Source organism: Burkholderia sp. 22PA0099, assembly GCF_047497165.1.
GTDB lineage: Bacteria > Pseudomonadota > Gammaproteobacteria > Burkholderiales > Burkholderiaceae > Burkholderia.
This window is the reverse complement of sequence record NZ_CP163165.1, coordinates 771,045-784,181: the sequence shown is the minus strand read 5'-3', so window position 1 is coordinate 784,181 and position 13,137 is coordinate 771,045. Positions and strand designations below refer to the sequence as shown.

Below are 13,137 nucleotides of genomic sequence, written 5' to 3'. Positions count from 1 at the left end.
ACGAATCGATCTGATGCCCAAGCGTCCCAGGCCGCGGCCCGCCGTGGTCGCACTCGATCATCACCAACTCGATCTGCCGCTGTTCGACGGCCCGCCGCCCTCGCCGTCCGCATCGCCGTCGCCGGAGCGCGACCGCTCGCTGCGCAAGCTGACGCTCGACGGGCGCGTGCTCGAATACCGGTTGCGGCGCTCCGCACGCCGCACGATCGGCTTTGCGATCGACGGCAGCGGCCTCACCATCACGGCGCCGCGCTGGGTCACGCTGGCCGACGTCGAGGCGGCGATCGCCGAGAAGCGCCGCTGGATCTTCGCCAAGCTGGCCGAATGGCAAACCCGCATCGAGCAACGCGCGCTGCCGCAGATCGACTGGAAGGACGGCGCGCGCCTTCCGTACCTCGGCAAGCCGGTGGAAATCGCCCTGGCCTCGGCCGACGGCACGCTCACCTACCACGCCGAACGCGCGGTGCTCGCGCTGGGGCTGCCCGCGCATGCCGACGCGCAGCAGATCAAGGATCGCGTGCAGGGCTGGCTGCAGGGCGAGGCGAAGCGCGTGTTCGGCGAGCGGCTCGTGGTGTACGCCGAAAAGCTCGGCGTCAGCTACAGCGCCTACGCGCTGTCGTCGGCCTCCACGCGCTGGGGCAGTTGTTCGAGCGACGGCAAGATCCGCCTGAACTGGCGGCTCGTGCACTTCCCGATCTCGATCATCGATTACGTGGTGGCGCACGAGCTTTCGCATCTGCGCGAGATGAACCACAGCCCGGCGTTCTGGCAAACGGTCGAATCGATCTTCCCGGAATTCCGCGAGGCGCGGCACACGCTCAAGAACCATCCGCCCGAGTTGCTGCCGGCGCTGTAGGCGCCCGCTCACGCACCCCACAACGAAAAAGCGCCCCGCGGGGCGCTTTTTTCATGGGCAACTGCCGGCCAACCGTTCAGTCGCGCGAGCCGCGCGTGCCGGCCTGGATGAACTCGATCTTGTAGCCGTCCGGATCTTCGACGAAGGCGATCACGGTCTTGCCGTGCTTCATCGGGCCGGCCTCGCGCGTGACCTTGCCGCCCTGCGCCTTGATGGCGTCGCAGGCCGCGTAGGCATCGTCGACTTCGAGGGCGATGTGGCCGTAGCCGGTGCCGAGCTCGTACGACGAGGTATCCCAGTTATGGGTCAGCTCGAGCACCGTGCCCGTGGTTTCGTCCTCGTAACCGACGAAGGCCAGCGTGAACTTGCCTTCCGGGTAGTCGTGGCGGCGCAGCAGCTTCATTCCGAGCAGTTCCGTATAGAACTTGATCGAGCGGTCGAGATCGCCGACGCGCAGCATGGTGTGCAGCATTCGCATGATGAGGGACTCCGTGGGGACTGTTTTTTGGGAACGGCCGAATTTACCAGACCCGGCCGATGTTCGCCGGGCGCGCCGCGAACACCTTATGCGCGCGCGGCCGCCACGCGTTGCGCCAGATCGACGTATTCGGCCACGCCGACATCCTCGGCGCGACGCGCCAGATCGAAACCGAGCGCATCGAAATCCACCGTGTCGCGATACCCATGCAGCGTGTTGCGCAACATCTTGCGGCGCTGCGAGAACGCGGCCGTGACCACCTCGCCGAGCACCTCGACATCGACCGGCGCGATTTCGTGCGGCGCGTACGGAATCATCCGCACGATCGCCGAATCGACCTTCGGCGGCGGCTGGAACGACTCGGGCGGCACGTCGAGCATCTTGTCCATCACGTAGCGGTATTGCAGCATCACGGACAAGCGGCTGAACGCCTTCGAGCCCGGCTCGGCCACCATCCGCTCGACCACCTCGTTCTGCAACATGAAGTGCTGATCGACGACGCGTTCGGCAAACGTCATCAGATGGAACAGCAGCGGGCTGGAGATGTTGTACGGCAGGTTGCCGATGATGCGCAGCGTGGGCTTGTCGCCGGGCAGCGCCAGCGCGCCGAAGTCGAACGCCAGCGCATCGCCGGCGTGCAGTTCGAGCAGCTCGCCGAAGCGCTGCTTGAGGCGGCCGATCAGGTCGCGATCGAGTTCGACCGCATGCAGCGGCGATTCGGCGGTGGCGAGGCATTCGATCACGGGGCCGGTGAGTGCACCGAGGCCCGGCCCGATTTCGACCATGCGCTCGCCTCGCACGGGACGAATCGTCCTGACGATCGAATCGATCACGCCGTGATCGACGAGAAAGTTCTGCCCGAAGCGCTTGCGCGCGAAGTGTCCCTGGTGCTGTCTGCTGTTCGACATCGAAAACGAAAAAAACGAAAAAGGTGTGACGGCTGCTTCAGCCGGCGCGACGGTGACGTGCCATCGCCACGGCGGTATCGAGCGCGGCGATCAGGCTGCCGCAATCGGCGCGGCCGGTGCCGGCCAGATCGAGCGCGGTGCCGTGATCGACCGAGGTCCGCACGATCGGCAGGCCGAGCGTGACGTTGATGCCTTCGCCGAACGTCGCGTACTTCAGGACCGGCAGGCCCTGGTCATGAAACATCGCGAGCACGCAATCGGCGTGTTCGAGATGGCGTGGCTGGAACAAGGTGTCGGCCGGATACGGGCCGCGCGCATCGATGCCGCGCGCCTGGGCCTGCGCGAGCGCCGGCGAGATCACGTCGATTTCCTCGCGGCCCAGATAACCGTTCTCGCCCGCGTGCGGGTTCAGGCCGGTCACGAGGATGCGTGGCGCGGCGAGGCCGAAATGACGGCGCAGGTCGCGATCGATGATGGCCAGCGTGTCGACCAGCCCGTCGATGGTCAGCGCGGCGGATACGTCCTTGAGCGGCAGGTGCGTGGTGGCCAGCGCGACGCGCAGCGGCCGTTCGCCGGTGCCCGCCAGCATCATGACGACGCGCGCGGTGCCGGTACGCTCGGCCAGGTATTCGGTATGGCCGGTGAACGGCACGCCGGCATCGTTGATGGTGCTTTTCTGCAGCGGCGCGGTGACGATCGCGTCGTACTCGCCAGCCGTGGCGCCATCGATCGCGGCGTCGAGCAGGCCGAGCACATACAGGCCGTTGGCCGCATCGAGCCGGCCTGCCTGCGACGGCACGGCCAGCGGCCGGTGCACGATGTCGACGCCGCCGCCGATGCCGAGCACCGCGGGATCAACGCCGGCGGCCTGCGCGCGCTCGGCGAACAGGGCCGCGTCGCACAACACCGCGAAATGCGCGTCGGGCCAGCGGGTGGCCGCTTCCGTCAGCGCCCGCGCGCACAGCTCGGGACCGACGCCGGCCGGCTCGCCGGTGGTGATCGCGATGCGCAGCGGGGCGTCGGACATGGCGGTACGGCTCAGTTCGCCAGCGGCGCGTTCTTGATCTGCACGTAGGACGAATCGCGCAGCTCGCGCAGCCAGTCGGCATATGCCTGCTCGGCCTTGCGCTGGCCGATCGCCTGACGGGCGATATCCATCTGCTTCTGCACCGAACCTTCCGCATCGCGGCGGCCCAGCACCTGGATCAAGTGGTAACCGTATTCGCTGCGCACCGGCTGGCTGACCTGGCCGTCCTGAAGCTGGTTCATGGCGCGTTCGAATTCCGGCACCGTCTCGCCCGGGCTGATCCAGCCGAGGTCGCCGCCTTGCGAGGCCGAACCGTCTTGCGAATAGGTACGCGCGAAGTTGGCGAAATCGCCGCCGGCCGCGACCTGGTTACGAATGTCGATCAGTTGCTGGCGTGCCTGGGCTTCGGACTTGCCGTCGCCGACGCGCAGCAGGATGTGGCGCACGTGGGTTTGCACGATCTTCGGCGACGCGCCCGCGGTGCCCGCCGCCGGGCGACGGTCGACCAGACGCACGATTTCGAAGCCGTCCGGCACACGGATCAGGGCCGGATTGACCTGGCCGGGACGCAGTTGCGCGACGGCCTGCACGACGTCGGCCGGCAGCGCGCTTTGCGACTTGAAGCCGAGATCGCCGCCTGTTTTCGCGTCCTTCGCTTCCGAATCGCTCTTGGCGAGCTTCTCGAAGTTCGTGCCCGAGGCGAGCGCCTGCTTGAGCAGCGCGTCGGCCTTCTTCTGGGCGGTGTCGATCTGCGCTTCCGGCGCGTTCTGCGGCGCGGCGACGAAGATATGCTCGAGCCGCACGTCCTGCTGCGAACCGGCGTTCGGGCCGCGCTGGCTGGCGATGTAGGCCGCCACTTCGGAATCGGTCACGGTGATCTTGCTGTCGACTTCCTTCTCGCGCAGGCGCGACAGCAGCAGTTCGTTGCGCGCATCGCCGACGAACGTGCTCCAGGGCACGCCGAGCTTCTCGAGCTGAGCCTGGTACTGGTCGAGCGTCATGTTGTTGGCCGCGGCGAGACGTTGCAGCGTGCTTTGCACGGTTGCATCGGTCACGGTGATGCCGTCTTCCTTCGCCTTCTGCAACTGGATGCGCTCCACCACCATCTGGTTCAGCACCTGCGAGCGCAGTTCGTCCATCGGGGGCACCGGGGAGTTCTGCTGTTGCAGGCGGCGCGAGATCAGGCTGACGCGCTGATCGAGCTCGCGGCCCGTGATCACGCCGTCGTTGACGACCGCCACGACTTCGTCGGCCAGCGTCGCGCCTTGCGCGCCGAGCGCCTGCGCGACCGCCGGGGTGACGGACAGCAGCGACATGACGGCAACCAGACCGGACACGATTGCTGCGAAGCGAAGGGATTTCTTCATTGCCACGGAAACTCCATTGAAAGCAGGCTGGGCTCGCGCCGCAGCGGATGCGGACGCTTTAGTCATAGTTGCTGAATCGGGCCAGCGGCGGCGCCTGCGGCGGCAGCGGCGTGTAGCCCGGGACGCCTTCCTTGAAGGCGGCGACGAGGCCGTTGTCGACGCTCGTGAGCCCCTTGAGCGTCAGTTGGGCCATGAAGCGCGTCGCGGAGTTCTGCTGCCCCGACGTGTTCACGCCGTTCGCGATGCGCTGGATGCCGACGCCGAGCGCCCAGCAGTCGGCATCGTACTGGAAGCCAAGTAGACCGTCGACCACGCGCTTGCTGGCCAGATCGTAGTTGAACCGGCCGACCGCGTAGAGGCGGCGCGTGAGCGGCCACTGGCCCGAGATCAGCACCTGGTTGATCGGTTCGTTGTCCAGCGTGGTGTTGGCGCGCGTGTAGCGGTAGGCAACGTTGATCACGCGGCGCTCGGCCGGGCTCCAGCCGAAGCCCACGCTCGATTTCACGAGCTGGTTGTTGTCCGCGTTGTACTGGAACGCCGTTTCCGACGCGAAATTCGCGCCCAGCTTGATCGACGCGCCGACGATCAGGTCCGAATGGCGGGCCTGGGTGGCGGCCTGGGTCTGGCCGAGCGTGACGCGCTGATCGGTGAAGTAGTACTGCTGGGCGATCACGAAGCGCGCGCGCTCGTCGCCCGTGGCCGGGTTCAGGAAACGCGTGGTGATCGCGGCCGTCAGGCGGTTTTCGTCGGCGATCCGGTCGTTGCCGACGAACGTGTTCGTCGTGAAGATCTCGGCCAGCCCGAAATCCGATTCGGCCGTGTCGAACAGCGGCGCGTTGAGCTGGTTGCGGTACGGCGTGTAGACGTAGAACAGGCGCGGTTCGAGCGTCTGGATGAAGTCCTGCCCGAACAGCCGCACCGAACGGTCGAACACCAGCCCGCTGTCGAGCGAGAGCGTCGGAATCGAGTAGGTGAAGCGCTTCGGCTGGCCCGGAATGCCGCCCGTCGTGGTGGTCAGGTCGTAGGATGCGATGTGCATCTGCGCCTTCGGCACGAAGAAGTAGCCGGGGCCGTAGACGCCGTACGACACGTACGGGTTGAACATCACGCGGTCGCCTTCCGGCTGATCCGCGGTGGTGATGCGGAACCGCGAGTAATCGGCTTCCGCGCCGAAATCGAAGCCGCCGACGTCGTACTTCGTGTACTTGACGTTCAACTGCGGCTCGCGGCCGTACGGCGCGATCGACGGCGGCAGCGTCTGCCAGTGCTGATAGCGCGCCAGCACGGCCCACGGGCCGTTGTTGTACGTCAGGCCCGCTTCCTGTTGATACAGGGTTTGCGTGCCGTTGGCGAACTGGTTCGTCGAACCGAGGTCTTCCGGATAGGTGCTGTCCGAGACCTTGTTGTAGTAGATGTAGCCGCCGAAACCGCCGCCGAAGTTCTGCTGGTGCTGCCAGTAGATCGCGTAGCGGTTGCGGTGCGTCAGGTGGTCGTCGGGCAGGTATTCGCCCGTCAGCGAGCCGGCGTAGTTCGGCGACAGATAGCGGAACTCGGCGCGCGTGAAGAAGCCGCGCTTGGAAATGAGCTCCGGCGTCAGCGTCAGGTCGCGGTTCGGTGCGATGTTGAAGTAATACGGCGTGGCCAGCTCGAAGCCGTTGGTCGAGCTCACCGAAACCGTGGGCGGCAGGAAGCCGCTGCGACGCTCGCCCGACAGCGGGAACGTCAGCCACGGGCTGGCGAAGATCGGCACGCCCTGGAAGAACAGCACGCCGTCGCGCGCCACGCCTTCGTCGGCGCCGGTGTCGAATTCGAAACGGCTGCCCTTGATGTACCAGGCCGGGTTGTCGCAGTTGCAGGCCGAATAGGTGGCGTCGGTCAGCACCGAGCGCTCGCTGTCGAGCAACTCGCCCTTGGCCGCGCTGCCCGAGCCGCCGGAGCTCGTGAAGCGGTACTTCGGCGTGCTCATGGTGCCCTGGTTCGCCTCGACCTTCAGGTGCGCTTCCGGGCCGTAGAACGTCGATCCGTTGCCCGACACCGTGACCTTGCCGTAGGCATCGGCCATGTCGGTGTCCTGATCGTAGTGCAGCGCGTCGGCCTTCACGATGGTCGTGCCGCGCCGCAGCTCGGCCGAACCCTTGGCGGCGAGATCCTGATCGGTGGTGCCGTTCGTGTGGTCGGCCAGCACGAAGCCGGCCGGCTTGCTGCCGGTGCGCAGCGGATGCTCCTCGAGCTGCGGCACGAGGCGCAAATCCCACGGCGACGCGCCGAGCGGCTGCGGCACCGCGGCCGAACCCACGAGCTGCGCCTGCGCGACCACGGGCACGAAGCCGGGTACGGCGATCAGGGCAACCGCGAGGCGCCGTTTGCGCGTCGCGGGCTCGCTGCGGGTGACAAACGGGAAAATCGGTTTAGGCGGCATCGATATCGGGCGAGTCGGCCCCGGGAGACCCCTGCGTTCGCACGTCGAGCCCCCCGCGCAATCGAACCGTGACTGCGTCGGACGCACACGAAGGGGGCGATCGGCGGGCAGCTCGACGGGCCGCAGGCGGGCTGCGGCCCCGCAACCGGCGGGGGATTGACACGGGACGCGTCAAAAAAGTCGTGGGGTATTATATGGCAAGACGTTCCCCCCTCCCCCGAGTTTCCGTTTCGTTCGATGACGCTCCCTTCCACCGCCCCCGCCTCGCCCACTCCCGACAGCACCGACCCGCGCCGCGACCAACTGCTCGCCTGGCTGGCCGGCTTCGGCAGCCGTTACGCGCTGGATCTCGCCACGCTCGCGCCGGCCTCGGCCGATGCGAGCTTCCGGCGCTATTTCCGGCTCGCGAGCGGCACGGCGGCCGGCGGCACGGTCATCGCGGTCGACGCGCCGCCGCCCGAGAAATGCCGCGAGTTCGTGCAGATCGCCGGCCTGCTCGAGGCGGCCGGCCTGCATGCACCCCGGGTGCTCGAACACGATTTCGAGGCGGGCTTCATGCTGGTCACCGATCTCGGCACGGCCACCTACATCGGCGCGCTCGACCCGGCCGACACCGCCGCCGCGAAGCCGCTGCTGCGCGACGCGCTCGACGCGCTGATCCGCTGGCAACTCGCCTCGCGCGAGGGCGTGCTGCCGGCCTTCGACGAGGCGTTCCTGCGCCGCGAGATGGAACTGATGCCGGAATGGTTCGTCGGCCGCCATCTGGGCCGGGCGCTCGACGAGCGCCAGCGCGGCGTGCTCGACCGCACCTTCGCGCTGCTGGTGGCGAACGGCTTGTCGCAGCCGCAAGGCTTTATGCTGCGCGACTTCATGCCGCGCAACCTGATGATCGCCGAGCCGAATCCCGGCGTGCTCGATTTCCAGGATGCCGTGTGGGGGCCGCTGTCGTACGACGTCGTCTCGCTGCTGCGCGACGCGTTCATCAGTTGGGACGAGGAATTCGAGCTCGACTGCTTCGTCTACTACTGGGAACGCGCCCGCAAGGCCGGCCTGCCAGTCGATGCCGATTTCGGCGAGTTCTACCGCCAGCTCGAATGGACGGGCCTGCAACGCCACATCAAGGTGCTCGGGCTGTTCCCGCGCATCCACTATCGCGACGGCAAGCCGCACTACCTCGACGATCTGCCGCGCTTCCTCGGCTATGCGCGCAAGGTTGCGCAGCGCTACCGGCCGCTCGCGCCGTTCGCGAAGCTGCTCGACGAACTCGAGGGGCAGGCATCCGTCGAGGTCGGCTATACGTTCTGACCGTTCCGACGCGCACCCCGCTTCCGATTTCCGCTCCAGCCTTCCAGCCCTTGCCCCGATGACCGTCAAGCTCGATACCGCGATGATCTTCGCCGCCGGACGCGGCGAACGGATGCGCCCGCTCACCGACCACTGCCCGAAACCGCTGCTCGAAGCCGGCGGCAAACCGCTGATCGTCTGGCAGATCGAGCGGCTCGCCGCGGCCGGCTTCACCACCATCGTGATCAACCACGCTTGGCTCGGCGAACAGATCGAGGCCGCGCTCGGCGACGGCTCGCGCTGGGGCGTGCAACTGCGCTATTCGCCCGAAGGCGAGGCGCTGGAGACGGCCGGCGGCATCGCCCAGGCGCGGCCGCTGCTCGACGGGCCGTCGCCGATCTTCGTGGCCGTCAGCGGCGACGTGTTCTGTGAATTCGATTACGCCTCGCTGCGCGAGCGCGCCGCCGCGATGGCCGCGCTCGATGCGCCGGGCCTGCACTTGGTGATGGTGCCGAATCCGGCCTTCCATCCGGATGGCGATTTCGCGCTCGACGGCCACGGCCGGCTATCGCTCGACGCCGCCGATACCGACGCAACGCGCCTCACGTTCGGCAACATCGGGCTCTACGACCTGCGCATGTTCGCCGACCTGCCGCACGGCACGCGCCGCGCGCTGACGCCCTATTACCGCGACACCATCGCCGCCGGCCGCGCGACCGGCGAGCACTACGACGGCCTGTGGGAGAACGTCGGCACGCCGGCGCAGCTCGCCGAGCTCGACGCGCGGCTGCGCGGCCGCGGCAAGCCTACCGCCTGAGCCCTCAAGCCCCGGGCACCTCGGGCAGCACCTCGCGCTGCTGCTGTTGCAGCGCCCACATCTGGGCATAGTGGCCGCCCGCGCGCACCAGCTCGTCGTGCGTGCCGCGCTCCACGATCCGCCCGCGATCCATCACGATGATCTGTGCGGCGTGCACCACGGTCGACAGCCGGTGCGCGATCACGAGCGTCGTGCGATGCCGCGCGATCTGCTCCAGCTCCTGCTGGATCGCGCGCTCCGAGCGCGAATCGAGCGCCGAGGTGGCCTCGTCGAACACCAGCACCGGCGGGTTCTTGAGGATCGTGCGCGCGATCGCCACGCGCTGCTTCTCGCCGCCCGACAGCTTCAGGCCGCGCTCGCCGACGGTCGTGTCATAGCCCTTCGGCAGCCCCTCCACGAACGCATGGATGTGCGCGGCGCGCGCGGCCGCGATCACTTCCTCGCGCGTCGCTTCGGGCCGCCCGTAGGCGATGTTGTAGTGGATCGTGTCGTTGAACAGCACGGTGTCCTGCGGCACGATGCCGATCGAGGCGCGCAGCGACGCCTGCGTGACGTCGCGCAGGTCCTGCCCGTCGATCGTGATCGCGCCGCCGGGGCCGCGCGGCAGATCGTAGAAGCGGAACAGCAGGCGCGACAGCGTCGACTTGCCCGAGCCGCTGTGACCGACCACGGCCGTGGTCGTGCCGGCCGCGATCGTGAAGCTGACATCGTGGAGGATCTGCCGCGCCGGCTCGTACGAGAAGTTGACATGCTCGAAGCGCACCGCCGCGCCACTCACCGCCAGCGCCGGCGCATCCGGCGCATCGGCCACCTCCTGCGGCGCGGACAACAGCCCGAACATGCGATCCATGTCGGTCAGGCTCTGCTTCAGTTCGCGATAGACGATGCCGAGGAAATTCAGCGGGATGTAGAGCTGCAACATGAACGTGTTGATCAGCACCAGATCGCCGAGCGTCAGGTGCCCGGCCAGCACGCCCTGCGTGGCGCGCCAGAGAATCAGCACGAGGCCCACGCCGATGATCGCCTGCTGCCCGAAATTGAGCAGCGACAGCGAGCGCTGCGAACGGATCGCGGCCTGCCGGTAGCGTTGCAGGTTCTCGTCGTAGCGCCGCGCTTCCCATTCCTCGTTGCTGAAATACTTGACCGTTTCGTAGTTGATCAACGAATCGATCGCGCGCGAACTGGCTCGCGAATCGAGCTCGTTCATGGTGCGGCGATAGTGCGTGCGCCATTCCGTGACCTTGATCGTGAACACCACGTAGCCGGCCAGCGCGCCGAGCGTGATGATCGCGTACCACGCGTCGTATTTCACGACGAAGAAGCCGAGCACCAGCCCGACCTCGATCAGCGTCGGCAGGATGCTGTAGAGCGAATAGGAAATCAGTTGCTGGATGCCGCGCGTGCCGCGTTCGATGTCGCGCGACATGCCGCCCGTCTGCCGGTCGAGATGAAAGCGCAGCGACAGCCCGTGCAGATGCCGGAACACCTGCAACGCAAGCTGGCGCACCGCGCTCTCGGTCACCTTGGCGAACAGCATCTCGCGCAGCTCGGTAAACAGCGAGGTGGACAGCCGCACCAGCGCATACGCCACCACCAGCAGGCCGATGCCGCCCGCCAGCACGATCGGCGCCGAGTGTTCGGCGCGGCCGAGCGCCTGCAGATGCTGGACCGGCGCGAGGCCGTCGACGATCCGCTTCATGACGATCGGCACGCCGAGGTTGGCCAGCTTCGCGCCGATCAGGCACGACAGCGCGAGCAGCACCCGCCCCTTGTAGGTGGTCAGGTAGGGCAGCAGCGAACGAATCGTCTGCCAGTCGTTGCGCGGCCCGGTGGCGGCCGGCGCAGGTTCGGAGGAAGCGGGGAAGCGACGCATGGGGGGACGGTGCGCATGCCGTCGGCGCAAGGCCGGACACGCGCTTTCTCGTACAATTTCGGAAGCCTGCATTGTCGCAGAAGCCGATTCGCGTCGCTGCCCTCCGGTCGCGCCGCGCCGGCCATCACCGAGTGGAACCCCCGTCATGACCGAATCGTCGCCGCAACTCCCGCAACAGCAGCCCGCGCTGCGCGTCGTCCCGCAACCGTCCGAGGCGAACGTCCACGGCGACGTGTTCGGCGGCTGGATCATGTCGCAGGTCGACATCGCCGGCTCGATCCCGGCCAGCCGCCGCGCCAACGGCCGCGTGGCGACGGTGGCGGTCAACTCCTTCGTGTTCAAGCAGCCGGTGTTCGTCGGCGATCTGGTCAGCTTCTACGCGCAGATCGTCAAGACCGGCAACACCTCGATCACGATCGGCGTGGAAGTGTATGCGCAGCGCATGGGGCTGGCCGGCGAGGTGGTGAAGGTGACCGAGGCCACGCTGACCTACGTGGCGACCGATTCGGAGCGCCGCCCGCGCGCGTTGCCGCCGGTCGCCTGACCTGGCTGCCGATCGCCGGCTGCCGGCTCAGGCCGGCGCCAGCGCGAACTCGCGCATGGCCGGGATGAAATCGTGGTTGAGCTTAGGCTTGCGCGACAGCTTGGCCAGCACGTAGCGCTCGAAGGCCCCCAGCGCGGCCCATTGCGCCGGCGACGGCGCCGTCAGCCCGGCCAGCGCGCACTGTGAAACCAGCGCCGAAGGCACTGCCGCCCGATTCGCCCAGCCGGGTGCGGGCTCCGGCTCGAACGTTTCGGCGGCCTCGACGCCCTGCGCTAGCAACAGCCCCGCGAGTGCCTCGCCAAAGCGCACATCGGGCTCGGGATTTTCCCTGTCGGGAGCGATGTCCGGGCCGGCGCCGGCCGCCACCGGAAACCGCGCCAGCCGCTTGCGCGCGTCGAGCGGCAGCCGCTGCCACTGATCGAGCGAGATCCGCAGCCCGCAACGGTCCAGGTGAAAGCGCACGATCATCGGGATGTAGGTGAAATCCTCCGACGAATCGATTTCGAAGCCGAACAGCAACGGCGCGTCGCTCAGTTCCATGCGTATTCCGGTAGTGAAAGGCCGAGTGGCGGGCGACGGGATTCGCCGCGATCCGGTATTGTAGAACCCGTCCGCGCGGCCGCGCTTGCCCGTGCATGCGTCGTGCCGGCACACCATGAATCTGCAGAACCCGCTGCCCCCCGCTGGAGCCTCCGTTGAACCCATCCCCCGAATCCCTCGAACCGAACGGCGCCGTCGAAGTCGCGATCTCGCGTCATCGCGGCGACGAGATCGCCGGCACCGCCGATCACGTCGGCCAGGAATGGCCCGTCGCGCTGGTGTACAACGGCATCTCGCACGCGGTGATGATGTGCACGCCGCGCGACCTGGAAGCGTTCGCGGTGGGCTTCTCGATCTCGGAAGGGATCGTCTCGCGCGGCGCCGACATCAAGGATATCGAAGTGACGCTGCGCACCGACGCGGCCATTCCCCACGCGGAAATCCAGCTCGACGTGATTCAGCAGGCGTTTCTCGCGCTGAAGGACCGGCGCCGGGCGCTGGCCGGGCGCACCGGCTGCGGCGTGTGCGGCGTCGAGAGCATCGACCTGCTCGACCTGGCCCCCGAACGCGTGCCCGTGACCGGCTTTCTCGATCGCCTGGCGCCCGACGCGCTGGCGCAGGCGGCACGCGCGCTGCCCGAGCATCAGGCGCTGACCAAACTGACGGGCGGCCTGCACGCCGCCGCCTGGTGCGACGCCACGGGCGCGATCCGCTGCGCGTTCGAGGACGTCGGCCGCCACAACGCGCTCGACAAGCTGATCGGCCATCTGGTGCTCGCGCGCGCCGATCTGACCGACGGCTTCGTATTCCTGTCGAGCCGCGCCAGCTACGAGCTGGTGCGCAAGGCCGCGCGCGTCGGCATTCCGCTGGTGGCGACGATTTCGGCGCCGTCGTCGCTGGCGATCGCGATCGCGCGCGAAGCGGGCCTGCGGCTCGTCAGCTTCTGCCGCGAATCGGGCTACGTGGATTACGGCACGGCCTGACGTCGCGCGCGCGGGTACGAGCCGGCCAATCATGGCCGGGC

General features: G+C 67.8%; 12 protein-coding genes. 5 read left to right on the top strand and 7 right to left on the bottom strand.

The features are described from left to right. Nucleotides 1-13 precede the first annotated feature (13 nt). Complete coding sequence (locus AB4851_RS18785; protein ID WP_414451013.1) at nucleotides 14-856, top strand: M48 family metallopeptidase; 843 nt, start codon at nucleotides 14-16, stop codon at nucleotides 854-856. Between the two features lie 76 nt (nucleotides 857-932). Here the strand turns inward: AB4851_RS18785 and gloA are convergent, their stop codons facing one another. From gloA to AB4851_RS18760, 5 genes are all read right to left on the bottom strand, one after another. Then, nucleotides 933-1,334 carry a lactoylglutathione lyase gene (gene gloA, locus AB4851_RS18780; protein ID WP_414443047.1) on the bottom strand — a complete coding sequence of 134 codons (402 nt, stop codon included), beginning with the start codon at nucleotides 1,332-1,334 and terminating at the stop codon, nucleotides 933-935. A gap of 86 nt (nucleotides 1,335-1,420) precedes the next feature. Next, nucleotides 1,421-2,242 carry a 16S rRNA (adenine(1518)-N(6)/adenine(1519)-N(6))-dimethyltransferase RsmA gene (rsmA, locus tag AB4851_RS18775; protein ID WP_414443048.1) on the bottom strand — a complete coding sequence of 274 codons (822 nt, stop codon included), beginning with the start codon at nucleotides 2,240-2,242 and terminating at the stop codon, nucleotides 1,421-1,423. 37 nt (nucleotides 2,243-2,279) lie between these two features. Next, nucleotides 2,280-3,269 carry a 4-hydroxythreonine-4-phosphate dehydrogenase PdxA gene (pdxA, locus tag AB4851_RS18770; RefSeq protein ID WP_414451012.1) on the bottom strand — a complete coding sequence of 330 codons (990 nt, stop codon included), beginning with the start codon at nucleotides 3,267-3,269 and terminating at the stop codon, nucleotides 2,280-2,282. 11 nt (nucleotides 3,270-3,280) lie between these two features. Further along, nucleotides 3,281-4,636: a peptidylprolyl isomerase gene (locus tag AB4851_RS18765; RefSeq protein ID WP_414451011.1), complete on the bottom strand. Its 1,356-nt coding sequence runs from the start codon at nucleotides 4,634-4,636 to the stop codon at nucleotides 3,281-3,283. Between the two features lie 58 nt (nucleotides 4,637-4,694). Then, complete coding sequence (locus AB4851_RS18760) at nucleotides 4,695-7,055, bottom strand: LPS-assembly protein LptD (RefSeq protein ID WP_414451010.1); 2,361 nt, start codon at nucleotides 7,053-7,055, stop codon at nucleotides 4,695-4,697. A 237-nt stretch (nucleotides 7,056-7,292) separates the two neighbouring features. On the opposite strand from AB4851_RS18760, the gene AB4851_RS18755 reads away from it, so the two are divergent. Further along, the gene (locus AB4851_RS18755) at nucleotides 7,293-8,360 is read left to right on the top strand and encodes an aminoglycoside phosphotransferase family protein (RefSeq protein WP_414451009.1); all 1,068 of its coding nucleotides are present in this window, start codon (nucleotides 7,293-7,295) and stop codon (nucleotides 8,358-8,360) included. A 58-nt stretch (nucleotides 8,361-8,418) separates the two neighbouring features. Next, nucleotides 8,419-9,156, top strand: coding sequence for an N-acetylmuramate alpha-1-phosphate uridylyltransferase MurU (murU, locus tag AB4851_RS18750; RefSeq protein ID WP_414451008.1), 738 nt, complete (start codon nucleotides 8,419-8,421; stop codon nucleotides 9,154-9,156). Between the two features lie 4 nt (nucleotides 9,157-9,160). Here the strand turns inward: murU and AB4851_RS18745 are convergent, their stop codons facing one another. Continuing rightward, nucleotides 9,161-11,029 (bottom strand): ABCB family ABC transporter ATP-binding protein/permease, encoded by a 1,869-nt coding sequence (locus AB4851_RS18745; RefSeq protein WP_414451007.1) that lies wholly within the window; start codon nucleotides 11,027-11,029, stop codon nucleotides 9,161-9,163. 145 nt (nucleotides 11,030-11,174) lie between these two features. Between AB4851_RS18745 and AB4851_RS18740 the strand changes: the two genes are divergently transcribed. Beyond that, a complete protein-coding gene (locus AB4851_RS18740; RefSeq protein WP_414443055.1) occupies nucleotides 11,175-11,573 on the top strand; it encodes an acyl-CoA thioesterase in 399 nt (132 codons plus the stop codon). A 27-nt stretch (nucleotides 11,574-11,600) separates the two neighbouring features. On the opposite strand, the gene AB4851_RS18735 is transcribed toward AB4851_RS18740, so the two are convergent. Beyond that, nucleotides 11,601-12,113, bottom strand: coding sequence for a nitrate reductase associated protein (locus AB4851_RS18735; RefSeq protein ID WP_414451006.1), 513 nt, complete (start codon nucleotides 12,111-12,113; stop codon nucleotides 11,601-11,603). A 155-nt stretch (nucleotides 12,114-12,268) separates the two neighbouring features. Between AB4851_RS18735 and fdhD the strand changes: the two genes are divergently transcribed. Beyond that, nucleotides 12,269-13,096, top strand: coding sequence for a formate dehydrogenase accessory sulfurtransferase FdhD (gene fdhD, locus AB4851_RS18730; RefSeq protein WP_414451005.1), 828 nt, complete (start codon nucleotides 12,269-12,271; stop codon nucleotides 13,094-13,096). Nucleotides 13,097-13,137 lie beyond the last annotated feature (41 nt).

Excerpts from the sequence above, each read along its gene's own strand:
- AB4851_RS18785 (WP_414451013.1), top strand. The coding sequence starts at position 14 with ATGCCCAAGCGTCCCAGGCCGCGGCCCGCCGTGGTCGCACTCGATCAT.
- gloA (WP_414443047.1), bottom strand. The coding sequence starts at position 1,334 with ATGCGAATGCTGCACACCATGCTGCGCGTCGGCGATCTCGACCGCTCG.
- AB4851_RS18740 (WP_414443055.1), top strand. The coding sequence starts at position 11,175 with ATGACCGAATCGTCGCCGCAACTCCCGCAACAGCAGCCCGCGCTGCGC.
- pdxA (WP_414451012.1), bottom strand. The coding sequence starts at position 3,269 with ATGTCCGACGCCCCGCTGCGCATCGCGATCACCACCGGCGAGCCGGCC.
- AB4851_RS18760 (WP_414451010.1), bottom strand. The coding sequence starts at position 7,055 with ATGCCGCCTAAACCGATTTTCCCGTTTGTCACCCGCAGCGAGCCCGCG.
- AB4851_RS18765 (WP_414451011.1), bottom strand. The coding sequence starts at position 4,636 with ATGAAGAAATCCCTTCGCTTCGCAGCAATCGTGTCCGGTCTGGTTGCC.
- AB4851_RS18745 (WP_414451007.1), bottom strand. The coding sequence starts at position 11,029 with ATGCGTCGCTTCCCCGCTTCCTCCGAACCTGCGCCGGCCGCCACCGGG.
- AB4851_RS18755 (WP_414451009.1), top strand. The coding sequence starts at position 7,293 with ATGACGCTCCCTTCCACCGCCCCCGCCTCGCCCACTCCCGACAGCACC.
- AB4851_RS18735 (WP_414451006.1), bottom strand. The coding sequence starts at position 12,113 with ATGGAACTGAGCGACGCGCCGTTGCTGTTCGGCTTCGAAATCGATTCG.
- rsmA (WP_414443048.1), bottom strand. The coding sequence starts at position 2,242 with ATGTCGAACAGCAGACAGCACCAGGGACACTTCGCGCGCAAGCGCTTC.
- murU (WP_414451008.1), top strand. The coding sequence starts at position 8,419 with ATGACCGTCAAGCTCGATACCGCGATGATCTTCGCCGCCGGACGCGGC.